General features: G+C 54.3%; 15 protein-coding genes. 8 read left to right on the top strand and 7 right to left on the bottom strand.

Translation table 11 applies throughout. The features are described 5' to 3' along the window. Positions 1 to 42 precede the first annotated feature (42 nt). Positions 43 to 1,428: a NarK family nitrate/nitrite MFS transporter gene (locus GY169_RS11820; protein ID WP_411908087.1), complete on the bottom strand. Its 1,386-nt coding sequence runs from the start codon at positions 1,426 to 1,428 to the stop codon at positions 43 to 45. A 180-nt stretch (positions 1,429 to 1,608) separates the two neighbouring features. After that, positions 1,609 to 2,190: a TetR family transcriptional regulator gene (locus tag GY169_RS11815; RefSeq protein ID WP_163445568.1), complete on the bottom strand. Its 582-nt coding sequence runs from the start codon at positions 2,188 to 2,190 to the stop codon at positions 1,609 to 1,611. Positions 2,191 to 2,314: 124 nt separating this feature from the next. Between GY169_RS11815 and GY169_RS11810 the strand changes: the two genes are divergently transcribed. The 3 genes from GY169_RS11810 to GY169_RS11800 all read left to right on the top strand — a co-directional run bounded on the left by GY169_RS11810 (position 2,315) and on the right by GY169_RS11800 (position 5,022). Then, positions 2,315 to 3,805: an MFS transporter gene (locus GY169_RS11810; RefSeq protein WP_167575850.1), complete on the top strand. Its 1,491-nt coding sequence runs from the start codon at positions 2,315 to 2,317 to the stop codon at positions 3,803 to 3,805. Positions 3,806 to 3,928: 123 nt separating this feature from the next. Next, positions 3,929 to 4,330, top strand: a complete 402-nt coding sequence (locus tag GY169_RS11805) for an antitoxin Xre-like helix-turn-helix domain-containing protein (protein ID WP_064545512.1) — start codon at positions 3,929 to 3,931, stop codon at positions 4,328 to 4,330. Then, positions 4,327 to 5,022, top strand: coding sequence for an RES family NAD+ phosphorylase (locus GY169_RS11800; protein WP_223802611.1), 696 nt, complete (start codon positions 4,327 to 4,329; stop codon positions 5,020 to 5,022). Before GY169_RS11805 ends, GY169_RS11800 begins: the two co-directional genes overlap by 4 nt. A 5-nt stretch (positions 5,023 to 5,027) precedes the next feature. Here GY169_RS11800 and yddG read toward each other — a convergent pair whose 3' ends face one another. Then, positions 5,028 to 5,906, bottom strand: coding sequence for an aromatic amino acid DMT transporter YddG (gene yddG / locus GY169_RS11795; RefSeq protein WP_163445572.1), 879 nt, complete (start codon positions 5,904 to 5,906; stop codon positions 5,028 to 5,030). A gap of 220 nt (positions 5,907 to 6,126) precedes the next feature. Between yddG and fdnG the strand changes: the two genes are divergently transcribed. From fdnG to fdnI, 3 genes are read left to right on the top strand one after another with little or no spacing between them, the layout of a single operon-like run. Next, complete coding sequence (fdnG, locus tag GY169_RS11790) at positions 6,127 to 9,174, top strand: formate dehydrogenase-N subunit alpha (protein ID WP_167575849.1); 3,048 nt, start codon at positions 6,127 to 6,129, stop codon at positions 9,172 to 9,174. A gap of 11 nt (positions 9,175 to 9,185) precedes the next feature. Beyond that, the gene (gene fdxH, locus GY169_RS11785; RefSeq protein WP_167575848.1) at positions 9,186 to 10,073 is read left to right on the top strand and encodes a formate dehydrogenase subunit beta; all 888 of its coding nucleotides are present in this window, start codon (positions 9,186 to 9,188) and stop codon (positions 10,071 to 10,073) included. Continuing rightward, complete coding sequence (fdnI, locus tag GY169_RS11780; protein WP_167575847.1) at positions 10,066 to 10,722, top strand: formate dehydrogenase-N subunit gamma; 657 nt, start codon at positions 10,066 to 10,068, stop codon at positions 10,720 to 10,722. Before fdxH ends, fdnI begins: the two co-directional genes overlap by 8 nt. Positions 10,723 to 10,802: 80 nt before the next feature. On the opposite strand, the gene GY169_RS11775 is transcribed toward fdnI, so the two are convergent. Beyond that, complete coding sequence (locus tag GY169_RS11775; RefSeq protein WP_167575846.1) at positions 10,803 to 11,126, bottom strand: CcdB family protein; 324 nt, start codon at positions 11,124 to 11,126, stop codon at positions 10,803 to 10,805. Beyond that, positions 11,126 to 11,317 carry a hypothetical protein gene (locus GY169_RS11770; protein ID WP_167575845.1) on the bottom strand — a complete coding sequence of 64 codons (192 nt, stop codon included), beginning with the start codon at positions 11,315 to 11,317 and terminating at the stop codon, positions 11,126 to 11,128. The genes GY169_RS11775 and GY169_RS11770 overlap by 1 nt, the downstream gene beginning before the upstream one ends. 258 nt (positions 11,318 to 11,575) lie before the next feature. Here GY169_RS11770 and araJ point away from each other — a divergent pair, with 258 nt between their 5' ends. Next, positions 11,576 to 12,733: an MFS transporter AraJ gene (gene araJ / locus GY169_RS11765; protein WP_167575844.1), complete on the top strand. Its 1,158-nt coding sequence runs from the start codon at positions 11,576 to 11,578 to the stop codon at positions 12,731 to 12,733. Positions 12,734 to 12,768: 35 nt separating this feature from the next. On the opposite strand, the gene adhP is transcribed toward araJ, so the two are convergent. Next, positions 12,769 to 13,779, bottom strand: coding sequence for an alcohol dehydrogenase AdhP (gene adhP, locus GY169_RS11760; protein WP_167575843.1), 1,011 nt, complete (start codon positions 13,777 to 13,779; stop codon positions 12,769 to 12,771). A 217-nt stretch (positions 13,780 to 13,996) separates the two neighbouring features. Here adhP and GY169_RS11755 point away from each other — a divergent pair, with 217 nt between their 5' ends. Next, positions 13,997 to 14,596, top strand: coding sequence for an inorganic diphosphatase (locus GY169_RS11755; protein WP_167575842.1), 600 nt, complete (start codon positions 13,997 to 13,999; stop codon positions 14,594 to 14,596). A gap of 64 nt (positions 14,597 to 14,660) precedes the next feature. Here the strand turns inward: GY169_RS11755 and GY169_RS11750 are convergent, their stop codons facing one another. After that, entirely contained in the window at positions 14,661 to 16,373 is a 1,713-nt protein-coding gene (locus GY169_RS11750) for an ABC-F family ATP-binding cassette domain-containing protein (protein ID WP_167575841.1), read from the bottom strand. Positions 16,374 to 16,503: the final 130 nt, after the last annotated feature.

The raw sequence follows: 16,503 nt of genomic DNA, 5'->3' as shown, positions 1-16,503 counted from the left end.
GGGGATTGCGCCCCCGTGGTTACACTGCTCACATTTTTATGTTTATTTGGACGTCGGTTTGCGGCGGCCATAGACCAACCAGGTCACCAGTACGCAGACGACGTAAAAGACAAAGAACACTTTCATGGCGCCAACCGGCGAACCGGTCATGGCGAGCGAGGTGCCGAACGCTTTCGGAATGAAAAAGCCGCCGATCGCGCCAATGGCGGAGATAAACCCCAGGGCGGCGGCGGTGTCGGTCACCGCTTCATGCTGGGCCTGCTCGTCGGTGCCGCCGCGCTTTTTTACGCTGTCGATGGTGATTTGACGGAAGATGACGGCGATCATCTGGAAAGTTGAACCGCTGCCCAGACCGGCGGTGAGGAACAGCCCCATAAACACCACGTAGAAGGCCAGGAAGCTGCCGGAACCGCTGCCCGGTAAGGTCAGGAACAGCAGGCCGGAGAACAGCGCCATCAGAATGAAGTTCACCAGCGTGACCTTGACGCCGCCGAGTCGGTCGGAGATCACCCCGCCAAACGAACGCGCCAGCGCGCCGATAAACGGCCCGAAGAAGGCGAGTTTGAGGATGTTAACGTCGGGGAACTGGGTTTTTGCCAGCATGGCAAACCCTGCCGAGAAACCGATAAACGAGCCGAAGGTGGCGAGATAAAGCAGGCTCAGTAGCCACATATGTGGACGTTTGAGCACCGGCAGCTGTTCGCGCACCGAGGCTTTGGAACTGGCAATATCGTTCATACCAAACCAGGCGGCGAGCGTGGCAATCGCGAGGAGCGGCACCCAGATTAACGCGGCGTTGCTGAGCGCCAGCGTCGAACCGTCTTCCTGCGTGACGCCGTGAATGCCGATAAACGCGAACATGGGCAGAAAAATGACCGCCGGGGCAACCATCTGCATCACGCTAACGCCAAGGTTGCCAAGGCCACCGTTGACACCCAGCGCGCTACCCTGTTTGGCTTTGGGGAAGAAGAAACTGATGTTACCCATGCTCGAGGCAAAGTTAGCGCCTGCAAAACCGCACAGTAGAGCGATGATGATAAATACCCAGAACGGAGTAGCGGTGTCCTGAATGGCGATACCTAACCAAATACACGGAATAACAAGGATAACCGTGCTTAATACCGTCCAATAGCGCCCTCCAAATATAGGTACCATAAAGGAGTAGGGCACGCGCAAAATAGCACCAGAGAGAGAAGGCAGTGCGGTTAATAAAAAGAGTTGGTCAGTTGTAAAATTAAAACCGACTTTATTGAGATTGACCGCCACTGCGCTAAATAACATCCAGACGCAGAACGCGAGTAATAAGCAGGCCACGGAAATCCACAGATTTCGCCTTGCGATTGATTTACCTTTATTTTCCCAGAAGGCAGGATTTTCCGGTTTCCATTCTTTTAAAAGGTAATGATTATCTTTCTCATTGCTTGGCATAATACCCTCGATAGACACACGTCATAAAAAAGAAACAAAGGAAAAACAGCGAAGTAGGTAGGAAGAGGATTATTATCGTCTGGCCGTTTTATCTCTTTATCGTTGAAGAATAGATAAAAAAAGCGCGTTGTAAGAAAACGCGCTGTGAATAAAACGTTGTTAATTGTTACTAAATGTAAATTATGCGGGGTGGAGCTCTAGTGTAATATAATGCTGTATATAACGAGCAAAGATCTCGTCGCTTATTTCCGTCATCCCTAGCGCATAAATTCCATCCAGTCCACACACCAGAGCAATTAATCGCCAGGCAATATTTTCCGCGCTATCTATTGGTCTGAATTCATTTGCTTCTGTGCCCTGCACAATCAGTGAAACGGTTTCCTTATGCCACATATCCATCGTCAGTAGATAGGCGCCTTTAATATCACTGTCGCTGTCCGCCAGCAGTTGCGCTTCCCGGCACAGACGCACATAGGGTTCAAGGCGGCCATCGTCGCTGCCGAGCATCGAAAACAGGCGGTCGTGCCAGCTGGCGTCATCGGCCACCAGCGGCATATCGAGCATTTCACGAATCAGCCGGACAAAGGCGAGGGATTTTAGTTCGCCAATCGAGGTGAAGTGGTGGTGCACCTGGCCGCTGGAGACCCCGGCGACGCTGGCGATATGGCGAACGGTCATGGCGCTAAAGCCGCCGCTCAGCGCGACCTTCATGGCGGTTTTGAGGATCTCTTCCCGCCGTTCTTCTCGGGTTAAATAATTCATTTTTCTTCGTTTACGTAGGGTTTCGAACAGAATAACAAAAAATTGGACATGCGTTCAACAATCCGGCAGGATCTCGTTCCTGGACGCATGTCCAACAATAAATAATGATTTGAGGAACAAAAAAATGTCACGCCAATGGTTAACGCTCATGGCTATTTTGATGGTCTATATCCCGGTGGCGATTGATGCCACCGTGCTGCACGTGGCCGCGCCGACGCTGAGCGTCGCGCTGGGTACCAGCGGCAATGAGCTGCTATGGATCATTGATATCTATTCACTGGTGATGGCCGGGATGGTGCTGCCGATGGGCGCGCTCGGCGATAAGATTGGTTTTAAACGCCTGCTGCTGCTGGGTAGCGGGATCTTTGGTCTGGCATCGCTGGCGGCGGCGTTTTCGCCAACCGCGCTGACGCTGATTGCCTCCCGCGCGCTGCTGGCCATTGGCGCGGCGATGATTGTCCCCGCGACGCTTGCAGGGATCCGCACCACCTTTGCGCAGGCCCGTCACCGTAATATGGCGCTAGGGCTGTGGGCGGCCGTGGGCTCTGGTGGCGCGGCGTTTGGCCCACTGGTGGGCGGGATGCTGCTTGAACACTTTTATTGGGGCTCGGTATTCCTGATCAACGTGCCGATTGTGCTGGTGGTTATTGCCATTAATGCCAGAGTGGTTCCGCGTCAGCCCGCGCGACGGGAACAGCCGCTGAATCTGCTCCAGGCGCTGGTACTGATTGCTGCCATTCTGATGCTGGTGTTTAGTGCCAAGTCGGCGCTGAAAGGGCAGCTTGCGCTGTGGCTGGTGTCCATGGTGGCGATCGCCGGTGCCGGAATGCTGTACTGGTTTGTGCGTAAACAGCTCTCGTCTGCGCGTCCAATGGTGGACATGCGTCTCTTTACCCATCGCGTTATTTTAAGCGGGGTGATGATGGCAATGACGGCGCTGATTACCCTGGTGGGCTTTGAGCTGCTGATGGCGCAGGAGCTGCAGTTTGTACACGGTAAAACGCCATTTGAAGCCGGGCTCTTTATGCTGCCGCTGATGGTGGCGAGCGGCTTTAGCGGGCCAATTGCCGGCATACTGGTGTCGAAACTTGGACTGCGTGAGGTGGCGACCGGCGGAATGCTGTTAAGCGCGCTGAGCTTCCTTGGCCTGTCTATGACCGATTTCAGCGCCCACCCGTGGCTGGCATGGGGGATGATGACCCTGCTGGGCTTTAGCGTTGCCAGCGCGCTGCTCGCCTCCAGTGCGGCGATTATGGCGGCGGCGCCTAAAGAGAAAGCGTCAGCGGCAGGCGCCATCGAAACGATGGCCTACGAGCTGGGAGCGGGGCTGGGCATTGCGCTGTTTGGTCTGATCCTGACCCGCAGCTATACCTCGTCAATCGTGCTGCCTGCGGGGATCGACGGTATGGCCGCGGAGCAGGCAGCTTCCTCAATCAGCGAAGCGATCAAGCTGGCGCAGTCGATGCCCGCCATTCCGGCGCAAAGCCTGATGGAGGCGGCAAAAATAGCGTTTATCAATTCGCATAGCATCGTGCTGGCGACCGCAGGCGTACTGCTTCTGCTGCTGGCTGCCGGGATCTGGCGTAGCCTGGCTAAGATTCCGGACCCGGTTTAATCCGGGTAGACCCTTGTGGCTTTTTATCCGACAATGTACATTGTTGAACAGTTAGACTACAATTGTGATTAAATGTACAGGCCAGTTTTTTGGCGTGTCGCGAAATGAAGCATGGGAGGACATATGGCTACAGTACAAGAAAGCCATGTAAACGGTAACGTTGATACCAGCAAAGCGCTGCCGGTTGTGTTCCGCATCCTGGAAAAATGGCAGTGCAACACAGATGAACAGCTTCGGCTTCTGGGTATTAGTTCACGTTCAACATTGAACAAATACAAAGAGTCGAAGGGCGGCATTCGTTTAAGTCTGGATATTCAGGAACGGATGAGCTACATCCTGAATATCCATAAATGCCTGCGTTTGCTGTTCACCGCTGATGACAGCATCTATGGCTGGGTGCGCAAACCAAATTCCCATCCTTTCTTTGCGGGACGTTCAGCGATGGATGTGATGAACGGTGGACGTGTTGCCGATCTCTACGAGGTCGCGACCCGACTTCAGTCCTGGCGAGGGGGCATGGCTTGAGCACTGAAACGCCACCACTCATTGATGTAACAGGGGCAGCGGCGTACCGGATCATTCCCAGCCGCTATCCCACCATTGATTTGTTCGAGGATGTCGCCAGCAGCGATGAGCTTGAAGCGGTGTGGGCCGTTGAAGCGCTTACCAATGAACGCTTGCTGGAGCAGGCCGGTGAGCTGATGCGGGTGCCGAAAGCGGACTGGCTGGTTGGGCTTAACGGCAGCAGTTACGTGATGGCGGCCTTCACCCATATTAATCCGGAAGGCGCGCGGTTTAGCACCGGCGATTTTGGCGGCTACTACTGCGCGCCTCAGCTCGACACCGCCATTAAAGAGACGGTCTACCATCAGGAACGTATCTTTGGTTATACCAACGAGCCGGCGCAAAAAGTACAAATGCGGGTGCTGTTTACCGAATTTAATGCGACCTTAGCGGATATCACCCACGAGCCGTTTATCTCATCGCCCCTTTATCACGCGACGGATTATAGCCAGTCGAAGGTCTTTGCGCAGGGCCAAAAAATGCAGGGCAGGGATGGTATTCATTATTGTTCGGTGCGCCATATCGGGCACACCTGCTACGTGCTGTATCGGCCCTGTCTGGTCACGAAGGTGACGCAGGCAGAGCACCTGGAGTACCACTGGAATGGCCGTTCAATTACCAATATCCTGAGTATTAAGCTCTACGGAGACTAGCCCGGTTATCGCCGGGTGGCCTGCCAGCAGAGCAGTGAGCCCACGCAGACCATCGCCGCGCCTTGCCAGAACGACCAGGAGAGCGCGGCGCTAAGCAATACCGCCGCCAGCGCTGAAGAGAGCACTGGCGTAAAGTAAGAGGCGACGGCTAGCAGGCTGACGTTACCGTGCAGTATCCCTACGTTCCACGCGGCATAGGCTAATCCTAACGCCAGCGCGCACATCACAAGCTTAACGATCACCGGCCAGCTGAAGATCATCGGCGGTTGATCGCTTAGCAAGAATTTCACCCACAGGCTTAAGGCCGTCAGCAAAACAAACAGGGTAATACCATTTTTGCCTTTGGCATATTTGGCGGTGACGGTGCAGTAGGCTGCCCAGATAAACGCGCCGACGAAGGCCAGAATATAGCTGAGTGGACTTGAGATGACGTTGCGGGTTATTTCATTGATATCCAGTCCTTGTTCGCCGCCTAATACCCAGGTGACGCCGAACAGGGAGAGCAATAATCCCGGGATGACTAACCAGCTGCTTTTTTGACCGTTGAACAGAATAGCAAACAGAATCGTCAGGCTTGGCCAGAGATAATTGACCATGCCAACTTCAATTGCTTGTTGACGCGTGCCGGCGTAGCCAAGTGAGAGCGCCAGACAGATTTCATAACAGACAAACAGCACGCTGCCGGCAAGCAAATAACGCGGTGGGAACTGGCGTAACTGCGGGAAACCGACGGTGAAAATGAGTAGCAGGCCGCTAAGGGAATAGATCATCGCCGCACCGCCCACCGGGCCAAGCCCTTCGCTGACGCCGCGAATTAACCCCACCATAGTGCTCCATAATACAATGGCGGTGAGGCCGATGAGCGTCGCTCTTTTTTTATCCATCTCTGACCCGATGATTTTACAAACGAAGTCTGCGTTTATAGCATTTTTTTTCGGCTAACTGGGATATTTTTCCATAACGATTAACCCTAAAGGATTAATAAAATTCGTTACCCTTGACTATTAAGGGGGGATCGGTTTTCGACATTGATTTGACGCAAATAAATCAAGAGTATTGCTGTTAGTTTTTCCGGCGAAGTACATCCATACAATGAGGAAAACAATGGACGTCAGCCGCAGAAAGTTTTTTAAAATCTGCGCGGGCGGTATGGCCGGGACGACGGCAGCGGCATTAGGATTTGCTCCTAAAATGGCGCTGGCTCAGGCGCGTAATTTCAAATTGCTGCGCGCCAAAGAAGTTCGTAATACCTGCACATACTGCTCCGTGGGTTGTGGGCTTTTAATGTATAGCCTGGGCGATGGGGCTAAAAATACCCGGGAATCAATTTATCACATTGAAGGTGACCCGGATCATCCGGTGAGCCGGGGTGCGTTGTGCCCGAAAGGCGCAGGGCTGCTGGACTATGTGCACAGTGAAAACCGCCTGCGCTATCCGCAATACCGTGCGCCTGGCTCGGATAAATGGCAGCGTATTTCGTGGAATGAAGCCTTCGATCGCATCGCAAAACTGATGAAGGCCGACCGCGACGCCAACTTTATTGAGAAGAACGAGCAGGGCGTGACGGTCAACCGCTGGCTGTCCACGGGGATGCTGTGCGCTTCGGCGGCCAGTAATGAAACCGGTATGCTGACGCAAAAATTTGTGCGCTCGCTCGGCATGCTGGCGGTAGATAACCAGGCGCGCGTCTGACACGGACCAACGGTAGCAAGTCTTGCTCCAACATTTGGTCGCGGTGCGATGACCAACCACTGGGTTGATATCAAAAACGCTAACGTCGTGGTGGTGATGGGCGGTAACGCCGCAGAGGCCCATCCAGTGGGATTCCGCTGGGCGATGGAAGCCAAAAACAATAACGATGCGACGCTAATCGTCGTCGACCCGCGCTTTACGCGTACCGCGTCGGTGGCCGATATCTACGCGCCGATTCGTTCCGGCACCGACATTACCTTCCTGTCGGGGGTGCTGCTGTACCTGATCGAAAATAACAAGATCAACGCCGAATATGTGAAGCACTATACCAACGCCAGCCTGCTGGTGCGGGAAGACTTTACCTTCGAAGACGGTCTGTTCAGCGGTTACGATGCCGAAAAACGCCAGTACGATAAATCTTCGTGGAACTACCAGTTTGATGAGAACGGCTACGCCAAACGCGATGACACGCTGACCGACCCGCGCTGCGTGTGGAACCTGCTGAAAACGCACGTTTCCCGCTATACGCCGGATGTGGTGGAAAATATCTGCGGTACGCCGAAAGCGGACTTCCTGAAAGTGTGTGAAGTACTGGCCTCGACCAGCGCGGCAGACCGTACCACCACCTTCCTGTATGCGCTGGGCTGGACTCAGCACACCGTTGGCGCCCAGAACATCCGCACGATGGCGATGATCCAACTGCTGCTTGGCAATATGGGGATGGCAGGCGGCGGCGTGAACGCGCTGCGCGGTCACTCCAACATTCAGGGCTTAACCGATTTGGGTCTGCTGTCGACCAGTCTGCCAGGCTATCTGACGCTGCCGTCGGAAAAACAGACCGATCTGCAAAGCTATCTGTCCGCCAATACGCCGAAAGCGACACTGGCGGATCAGGTTAACTACTGGGGCAACTATCCGAAGTTCTACGTCAGCCTGATGAAAGCCTTCTACGGCGACGCGGCGACAAAAGAGAACGATTGGGGATTCGACTGGCTGCCAAAATGGGACCAGGCCTACGACGTTATCAAATATTTCAACATGATGGATAACGGCAAGGTCACCGGTTACATCTGTCAGGGCTTTAACCCGGTGGCGTCATTCCCGGATAAAAACAAAGTGGTGCGCAGTTTAAGCAAGCTGAAGTACATGGTGGTTATCGATCCGTTAGTGACCGAAACCTCCACCTTCTGGCAGAACCACGGCGAATCGAATGATGTTGACCCATCGACGATCCAGACGGAAGTGTTCCGCCTGCCGTCCACCTGTTTCGCTGAAGAAGACGGTTCTATCGCCAACTCCGGCCGCTGGCTGCAGTGGCACTGGAAAGGCCAGGAAGCACCGGGTGAAGCCCGTAACGATGGCGAGATTCTGGCCGGTATTTACCATCGTCTGCGCGAGATGTATCGCAACGAAGGCGGTAAAGGCGTTGAGCCGCTGCTGAAGATGGGCTGGCACTACAAACAGCCGGACCATCCGGAATCAGAAGAAGTGGCGAAAGAGAACAACGGCTATGCGCTGGCGGATCTCTATGATGCCAACGGCACGCTGGTGGCGAAAAAAGGCCAACTGCTCAATAGCTTTGCGCTGCTGCGCGATGACGGTACGACGTCGTCCTCCTGCTGGATTTATACCGGTAGCTGGACCGAGCAGGGCAACCAGATGGCCAACCGCGATAACGCCGATCCGTCAGGCCTTGGCAATACGCTGGGCTGGGCGTGGGCGTGGCCGCTGAACCGTCGCGTACTGTATAACCGTGCCTCGGCGGATGTTAACGGCAAACCGTGGGATCCGAAACGCATGCTGATCCAGTGGAATGGCACGAAATGGGCCGGTAACGATATTCCGGACTTCAATACCGCGCCGCCGGGAAGCAAAACCAATCCATTTATCATGCAGCCTGAAGGTCTGGGCCGTTTGTTTGCGCTCGATAAGCTGGCAGAAGGGCCGTTCCCGGAGCACTACGAGCCGATGGAAACGCCGCTGGGTACCAACCCGCTGCATCCGAACGTGATCTCAAGCCCGGTGGTTCGTCTGTACGAAGAAGATGCCGTGCGTCTCGGCAAGAAGGACAAGTTCCCGTACGTGGGGACCACCTATCGTTTGACCGAGCATTTCCATACCTGGACCAAGCATGCGCGCCTGAACGCTATTGCCCAACCGGAACAGTTTGTGGAAATCAGCGAAGGGCTGGCGAAAGCCAAGGGGATTGCCAACGGCGATCGTGTGACCGTCAGCAGCCAGCGTGGTTTTATTCGCGCCGTCGCGGTGGTCACTCGCCGTCTGCAAACGCTGAACGTGAACGGCCAGCAGGTGGAAACCATTGGTATCCCGTTGCACTGGGGTTATGAAGGCGTGGCGCGTAAAGGCTACATCGCCAACACCCTGACGCCGAACGTGGGCGATTCCAACTCGCAGACGCCGGAGTATAAGGCGTTTCTGGTTAACATCGAGAAAGCGTAAGGAGCGTTTAAATGGCGATGGAAACACAAGACATTATTAAACGCTCTGCGACCAACCCGATCACTCCTGCGCCTCGTGCGCGGGATTATAAGGCAGAAGTTGCCAAGCTGATTGATGTCTCTTCCTGTGTGGGCTGCAAAGCCTGCCAGGTGGCCTGCTCCGAGTGGAACGATATTCGCGACGAGGTAGGGCATTGCGTGGGGGTTTACGATAATCCGGCGGATCTGAGCGCCAAGTCCTGGACGGTGATGCGCTTTAGCGAAACCGAGCAGAACGGCAAGCTGGAATGGCTGATTCGTAAAGACGGCTGTATGCACTGCGAAGATCCGGGCTGCCTGAAGGCGTGCCCGTCCGCCGGGGCGATTATTCAGTATGCCAACGGCATCGTCGACTTCCAGCAGGACAACTGTATCGGTTGCGGTTACTGCATTGCCGGGTGTCCGTTCAATATTCCGCGCCTCAATAAAGAGGATAACCGCGTCTATAAATGCACTCTGTGTGTGGATCGCGTTAGCGTCGGGATGGAGCCCGCCTGTGTGAAAACCTGTCCGACCGGCGCTATTCATTTCGGTACCAAGAAAGAGATGCTGGATGTGGCGCAGGAGCGCGTGGATAAGCTGAAGAAACGCGGCTATGCCAATGCCGGCATCTATGACCCGGAGGGTGTGGGTGGAACGCACGTGATGTATGTACTGCATCATGCGGATCAGCCCGAGCTCTATCATAAGCTGCCGAAGGAACCTGCCATTGATACCAGCATTAATCTGTGGAAAGGGGCGCTGAAACCGTTATCCGCCGCAGGTTTTATCGCCACCTTTGCCGGGCTTATCTATCACTACATTGGTATTGGCCCGAATAAGGAAGTGGACGATGACGAAGAGGAGGATGGCCATGAGTAAGTCGAAAATGATTGTGCGCACGAAGTTTGTCGATCGCGCCTGTCACTGGACGGTGGTTATCTGTTTCTTCCTGGTGGCGGTCTCGGGGATTTCCTTCTTCTTCCCGACGCTGCAATGGCTGACTGAAACCTTCGGTACCCCCCAGATGGGGCGCATTCTGCATCCGTTCTTCGGCGTGCTGATTTTCGTGGTGCTGATGTTTATGTTCGTGCGCTTTGTGCACCATAACATCCCGGATAAGCAGGATATTCCGTGGGTGTTGGGGATTGTCGAAGTGCTGAAAGGCAATGAACATAAGGTCGCGAAGGTTGGCAAATATAACGTCGGGCAGAAGATGATGTTCTGGAGCATCATGAGCATGATTTTTGTGCTGCTGGTGACCGGGGTCATTATCTGGCGTCCGTACTTCGCGCCGTATTTCCCGATTCAGGTTGTGCGCTACGCGCTGCTGATTCACGCGACGTCGGCCATCATTCTGATCCACGCGATCCTTATCCATATGTATATGGCCTTCTGGGTTAAAGGATCCATTAAGGGGATGATTGAAGGTAAAGTGAGCCGTCGCTGGGCGCAGAAGCACCATCCGCGCTGGTATCGCGAAGTGGAACGCGAAGAAGCGAGGAAAGAGAGTCAGGAAGGGCTGAAGTAACAACGCGTCATCGAAGCGATAACGAGCGGTCTGATGTTTCCGAATGGGCGTGTCAGGCCGCTTTTTTTATATATACGTTTTCAGGTATTAGTCACTAAGGCATCCAGAGCGGCGATCACACCCGGGCGGGCGCTGCGTAAATTACAGACAAATAATCGGTTGTTGAGCTTTGCTTTATCGATGCTGGTCATCGCAGGGGCGTTAATGGCGAGGGTCTGGAAATCGATATTAACCAGCGGCGTTACCTGATGATAGTAGGTTTTTAATAATGGGTGTCCGCTTAATGGGAGAACCAGACGTGTTGCAAGATCCGCGTAGTAATCGTGTTGAATCACCATAATATAGGGATGCTGCAAACGGCTCCGTTCCGATGCATTTCGATAAACATCAAATTGCATTGTCATTAGAGCACCTCATAAAATGGGTCATCGGATAACAGGCCCGCTTCTTGCGTGAACTCATTCATTTTGCGAATAAATTCTCGATCTTCCGCGCGTATTCTACAACCCGTTGCCTGTGGTGCTATGGTATCAGTTGAAACCCTCTTGCTCTGGTCTGCAATACACTCTTTTACGATGTTCTTAGATTTCATCATACACTCCCTCCCTGTAATGAATGTCCGTGATTATCTCGCTAAGTGGTTAAAACGCAATTCCTCATAATTTATCTTTGCGAGGCGGTATCCAGAAAAACACAGGTGTTGCATCATTCGACATTCCCACTGTTATGAATATGCGTTATTCGCGCTGTTTTTATGGATAAACCTGCCGTCACGCGTTTTTGTCTGGTTTGCATTCTGCGAATGGTCGATAATGCCGACCCGCAAACTCAACATAAACAAGTGATTAGAGGGATGAAAAAAACAATCTTCGCGCTGGCGCTGGGCACGTTTGGCCTGGGAATGGCCGAATTTGGCATTATGGGCGTACTGCCCGAGCTGGCGCACGATGTGGGGATCTCAATCCCGGTCGCGGGAAATATGATCTCGTGGTACGCCTTTGGGGTGGTCATTGGCGCGCCGATCATCGCGTTGTTCTCTACGCGCTTTTCCCTCAAGTCCATCATGTTGCTGCTGGCCGCGCTCTGTATTGCTGGCAACGTCATTTTTACCTTCTCCTCCAGCTATGTGATGCTGGCATTCGGGCGACTGGTGTCAGGTTTTCCGCACGGGGCTTTCTTTGGCGTAGGGGCCATTATTCTGTCAAAAATTGCGCCCCCTGGAAGGGTTACCGCGGCGGTGGCGGGGATGATTGCCGGGATGACGGTGGCGAATCTGGTTGGCGTGCCGGCAGGGACATGGCTGGGACATCAATTCAGCTGGCGCTATACCTTTCTGGCCATTGCTCTGTTTGACGTGGCGGTGCTGCTGGCGATCATCGCCTGGGTGCCCACGCTATTTGATAAGTCAGATGCACGTTTACGCGAGCAGTTTCATTTTCTCAAAAGCCCCGCGCCGTGGCTCATTTTCGCGGCCACAATGTTTGGCAACGCCGGGGTATTTGCGTGGTTCAGCTATATCAAGCCGTTTATGATGAACGTCTCCGGGTTTTCCGAGGGGGCGATGATCTTCATCATGATGCTGGTGGGCCTCGGTATGGTGCTGGGCAACATTCTGAGCGGCAAGCTTTCCGGGCGCTACAGCCCGCTGCGCATTGCCGCCGCCACCGATTTCGTTATCGTGGTGGCACTGCTGATGATCTTCGCGCTGGGCGGCATTAAGGTTGCGTCACTGACGCTGGCTTTTATCTGCTGTGCCGGGCTGTTTGCGCTTTCCGCACCGCTGCAAATATTGCTGCTGCAAAATGCGAAGGGTGGAGAAATGTTGGGAGCGGCTGGTGGGCAAATTGCTTTTAATCTGGGGAGCGCGATTGGCGCGTTTTTCGGTGGGCTGATGATTACCCTGAATTTCGGCTGGAACAGCGTGGCATTACCGGCGGCGGCACTGTCATTTCTCGCGATGTCGTCGTTGTTGCTTTACGCGCGTTATCAGCAGCGCAGGGCGCTTGTCTGAAATAAGCCTCTCCCATCAGGGAGAGGCTGAGAACATTAATGGCGTAAATCAATCACCATACGGCCACGGATCTGGCCCTGTTCCATCTCTTTAAAGATCGCGTTAATGTCGGTTAATGGACGGAGCGCGACTTTCGGTACCACTTTTCCTTCGGCGGCGAACTGGAAGGCTTCGGTCAGATCCTGACGGGTGCCAACCAGCGAGCCAACGACTTCAATGCCGTCCAGCACCAGACGCGGAATGTCGAGACTCATCGACTCCGGCGGCAGGCCGACTGCGACCACGCGGCCACCGGCGCGAACCGCGTCAACCGCTGAGTTAAATGCGGCTTTCGCCACCGCGGTGACCACGGCGGCATGCGCGCCACCGGTTTTTTCCTGTACGATTTTCGCTGCGTCTTCGCTGCGGGAGTTGATGGTCAGATCCGCGCCCATTTCTGCGGCCAGCTTCAGCTGTTCATCGTTAACGTCCAGCGCGATCACTTTGGCATTAAAGACGTTTTTCGCATACTGCAGCGCCAGGTTACCCAGGCCGCCAAGACCGTAAATGGCAATCCACTGGCCAGGTTTGATGTGCGATACTTTCACCGCCTTATAGGTGGTGACGCCCGCGCAGGTGATGCTGCTTGCCGCGGCGGAGTCGAGGCCGTCCGGTACTTTTACCGAATAATCGGCGGTAACAATGCACTCTTCAGCCATGCCGCCATCGACGCTGTAACCGGCATTTTTTACCGAGCGGCAAAGGGTTTCGTTACCGCTATTACAGTATTCGCAGTGCCCGCAGCCTTCGAAGAACCATGCCACGCTCGCGCGGTCGCCCACTTTCAGCGAGGTCACACCCGGGCCAATCTCTTTAACAACACCAATCCCTTCATGGCCGAGGATCACCCCGGTCTTGTCACCGAAATCGCCGTTTTTTACGTGCAGATCGGTGTGACAGACCCCACAGCACTCCATGGAAAGCAGCGCTTCACCGTGCTGCAACGGACGCAGCTTTTTATCGGTGACGTTTACCTGATGGTCATGAGTGACAACTGCAGCCTTCATATCCTACTCCTGGTTATGTTGTATTCGAAAATAATACTCATTAATGATTAGCCATAGGGGCGTAAAACGCAAGGCACTCGGGGAGAAGAATCTGGTGGGTTTTCATATTGATAGCATTATAGGTTAACCGTATTGTCATCAAATGGTCATCCTTTGTTCACTCGCAAACTCTACGGTGTGCTTTTTACTTTCCCTATAACAATAGAGTGAACACACAATGCATCTGGTCAAAACTATCCTTGCCGCAAGCCTGTTTCTTTCCGCTGCCGCTCAGGCGCACAATATCCTTGAGTTTCCGCAGCCCGAGAATAACCCGGAAGAGTTTTATGCGGTGACCGAGATTCCGGCAGGGGGAATTATCAAATATGAAACCGACGCCAAAACTGGTTTTCTGATCGCCGATCGTTTCCAGTCGATGCCGGTGGCTTATCCGGCCAACTACGGCTCGCTGACCCAGTCGCTGGCGGGAGATGGCGACCCGCTGGATGTGGTATTTTATACCCGCGCGCCCATGGCTCCGGGTACGCTAATTAAGTTACGCGCGATTGGCGTGCTGAAGATGATCGACGGCGGTGAGAAAGATGACAAAATCATTGCCGTTCCCGCCAGCAAAATTGACCCAACTTATGACGATATTAAAAACATCAGCGATCTGCCAAAAGTCGAGCAGGAGCGGTTGCAGGCGTTTTTCCGCGTCTACAAACAGCTGCCGGAAGGGCGCAAAAAGGTAGAACTGAACGGTTTTAACGATGCCGCCGCCGCCAAGCAGGAGATTAAGCAAGCGTGGAATGCGTGGCTGCAGAAAAACCCGCAATAAATTGTCGCGCTAAAGCGGCTTAAAAAGGAAACCCCGGCGTCGCAATGCTCAGCCGGGGTACCGTTTAGCTTAACTGATTATTGATTAAGTCAATCTCCTCTCGCCAACGCTGCTGCATCAGCGGCTTCTGATGTTTCGGCTTGCGCGCCAGATCCTCTGCTAACCGCTGTTCAAGCGTAATTAAGCGCTCAAGCAGGTCATCGCCTTCCGGCTTGGTTACAGGGGATGAAACCGTTGCCGCCTCCGGAGTTTCTGCGCGGGTACGCTGGCGTAACTGCTCATATACCGCGTCGGCGTCTGGCCATTCGCTCAACCCGCACTCGTCAATCAGCCAGAAGCGGTTACAGCTTTGGTTGATGAGCTGGCGGTCGTGGCTGACCAGCAGCAGGCCTCCGGGGTAGTGACAGAGTGTTTCTGCCAGCGCTTCTTTACCGTCGATGTCCAGATGGTTGGTGGGTTCATCCAGCAACAGCAGGCTATAGCGGGCAAGGGACAGGCCGACAAACAGTAGGCGCGAACGTTCGCCGCCGCTCAACGTACTGACTTTTTGCCCATGACGCGTCCAGCCGAAACCGGCTGAAATCAGCGCGCGCTTGCGGGTTTCACCCGACGGCTCGAACATTTCCAGCGCCTCCAGCAGCGTGGCGTTATCCGCTAACTGGTGTAACGTCTGATCGTAATAGCCCGGATGCAGACGCGGATGCAACTTAAGCCCGGCGTCTGGTGCTTCCTGCTGCATTTGTCGCCAAAGCAGTCGCAGAAGCGAAGATTTGCCGCCGCCGTTGCGTCCCATAATGGCCACGCGGTCACCGCTTTGCAGCCGGGCGGTGCCGGTGGTAAACAGTGGCGCAAGACCCGGCGCTGGGGGGACGGCAAGGTGCTCCATTTCCAGTAACCGGTCGGCCCGTACGGCATCGCCATTGAGTTCCAGTTGCCATGGCGTGCCGGCGGTCAGGTCGGTTTGCGCTGCTTTCAACCGGGCAACCTGCCTCTCCATCTGTTTGGCCTTGCGGGAGAGATCTTCGTTGTCATAGACCTGTCCCCAGGTGGCCAACCGTTTGGCGCTGGCGGTGACCCGGTCGATCTCCTTTTGTTCCGCTTTATGCCGTAACGCATCGCTCTCATCCTGTTCAGCCAGCGCTTGACGAGCGGCGGTGCAGGGGAGTGAGAACGCGTGCTGGGTATTATCACGTAATATCCAACTGGTATTGGTCACGGCATCCAGTAGCGGATTATCGTGTGAAACCAGCACAAAGCTGCCGTTCCAGTTATTCAGGAACGTTTCAAGCCAAAGCAGCGTTGGCAGATCGAGATGGTTACCCGGTTCATCCAACAGCAACAGATCGGGATTAAGAATCAGCGCGCGCGCTAGCAGTAGCCGCGTATGTTGTCCGCCGCTTAAGGTGGCGGCAGCCTGTTCAAGCTCATCAGCGTGAAACCCCATTTCCATCAGCAGCCGCTCAGCCTGCCAGCACTGGCTTTCACGCGCGGTGAAAGGCAACTGCGCCAGTACCGCCTGTATGAGCGATTGTGCCAGCAGCTCATCAGGAAGATGCTGTTCGACACGCGCCATCAGGCAATGGTTTGCGATGGACACGCTACCGGACGAAGGGGTAATGGTTCCGTCAAGTACCTGTAATAAGGTACTTTTCCCGCAACCGTTATAGCCAATCAGACCGATACGATCGCCTTTCTTCAGGGTGAAGGAGAGTGCGTTGAAAAGAGGGCCGAACGCCGTCTCAACGTGAAGAGATTGTGCAGTTAGTAATGTGCTCATTTGCTTACTCAAGTGTTACAGGCATGAGAATGCCTCGTCATACAACGCTGACGATAACTTGATAAGCCCGAGGGAAGGGTTTAAAGGTTGGTGTCTTCGCTCAAGCAGAAGTTATCGCAGCACGATACCG

This window comes from Kluyvera genomosp. 3, from assembly GCF_011765685.1.
Classification (GTDB): Bacteria; Pseudomonadota; Gammaproteobacteria; order Enterobacterales; family Enterobacteriaceae; genus Kluyvera; species Kluyvera georgiana_A.
Note: the sequence above shows the minus strand (reverse complement) of the source record. Positions and strands in the feature narration are given on the sequence as shown.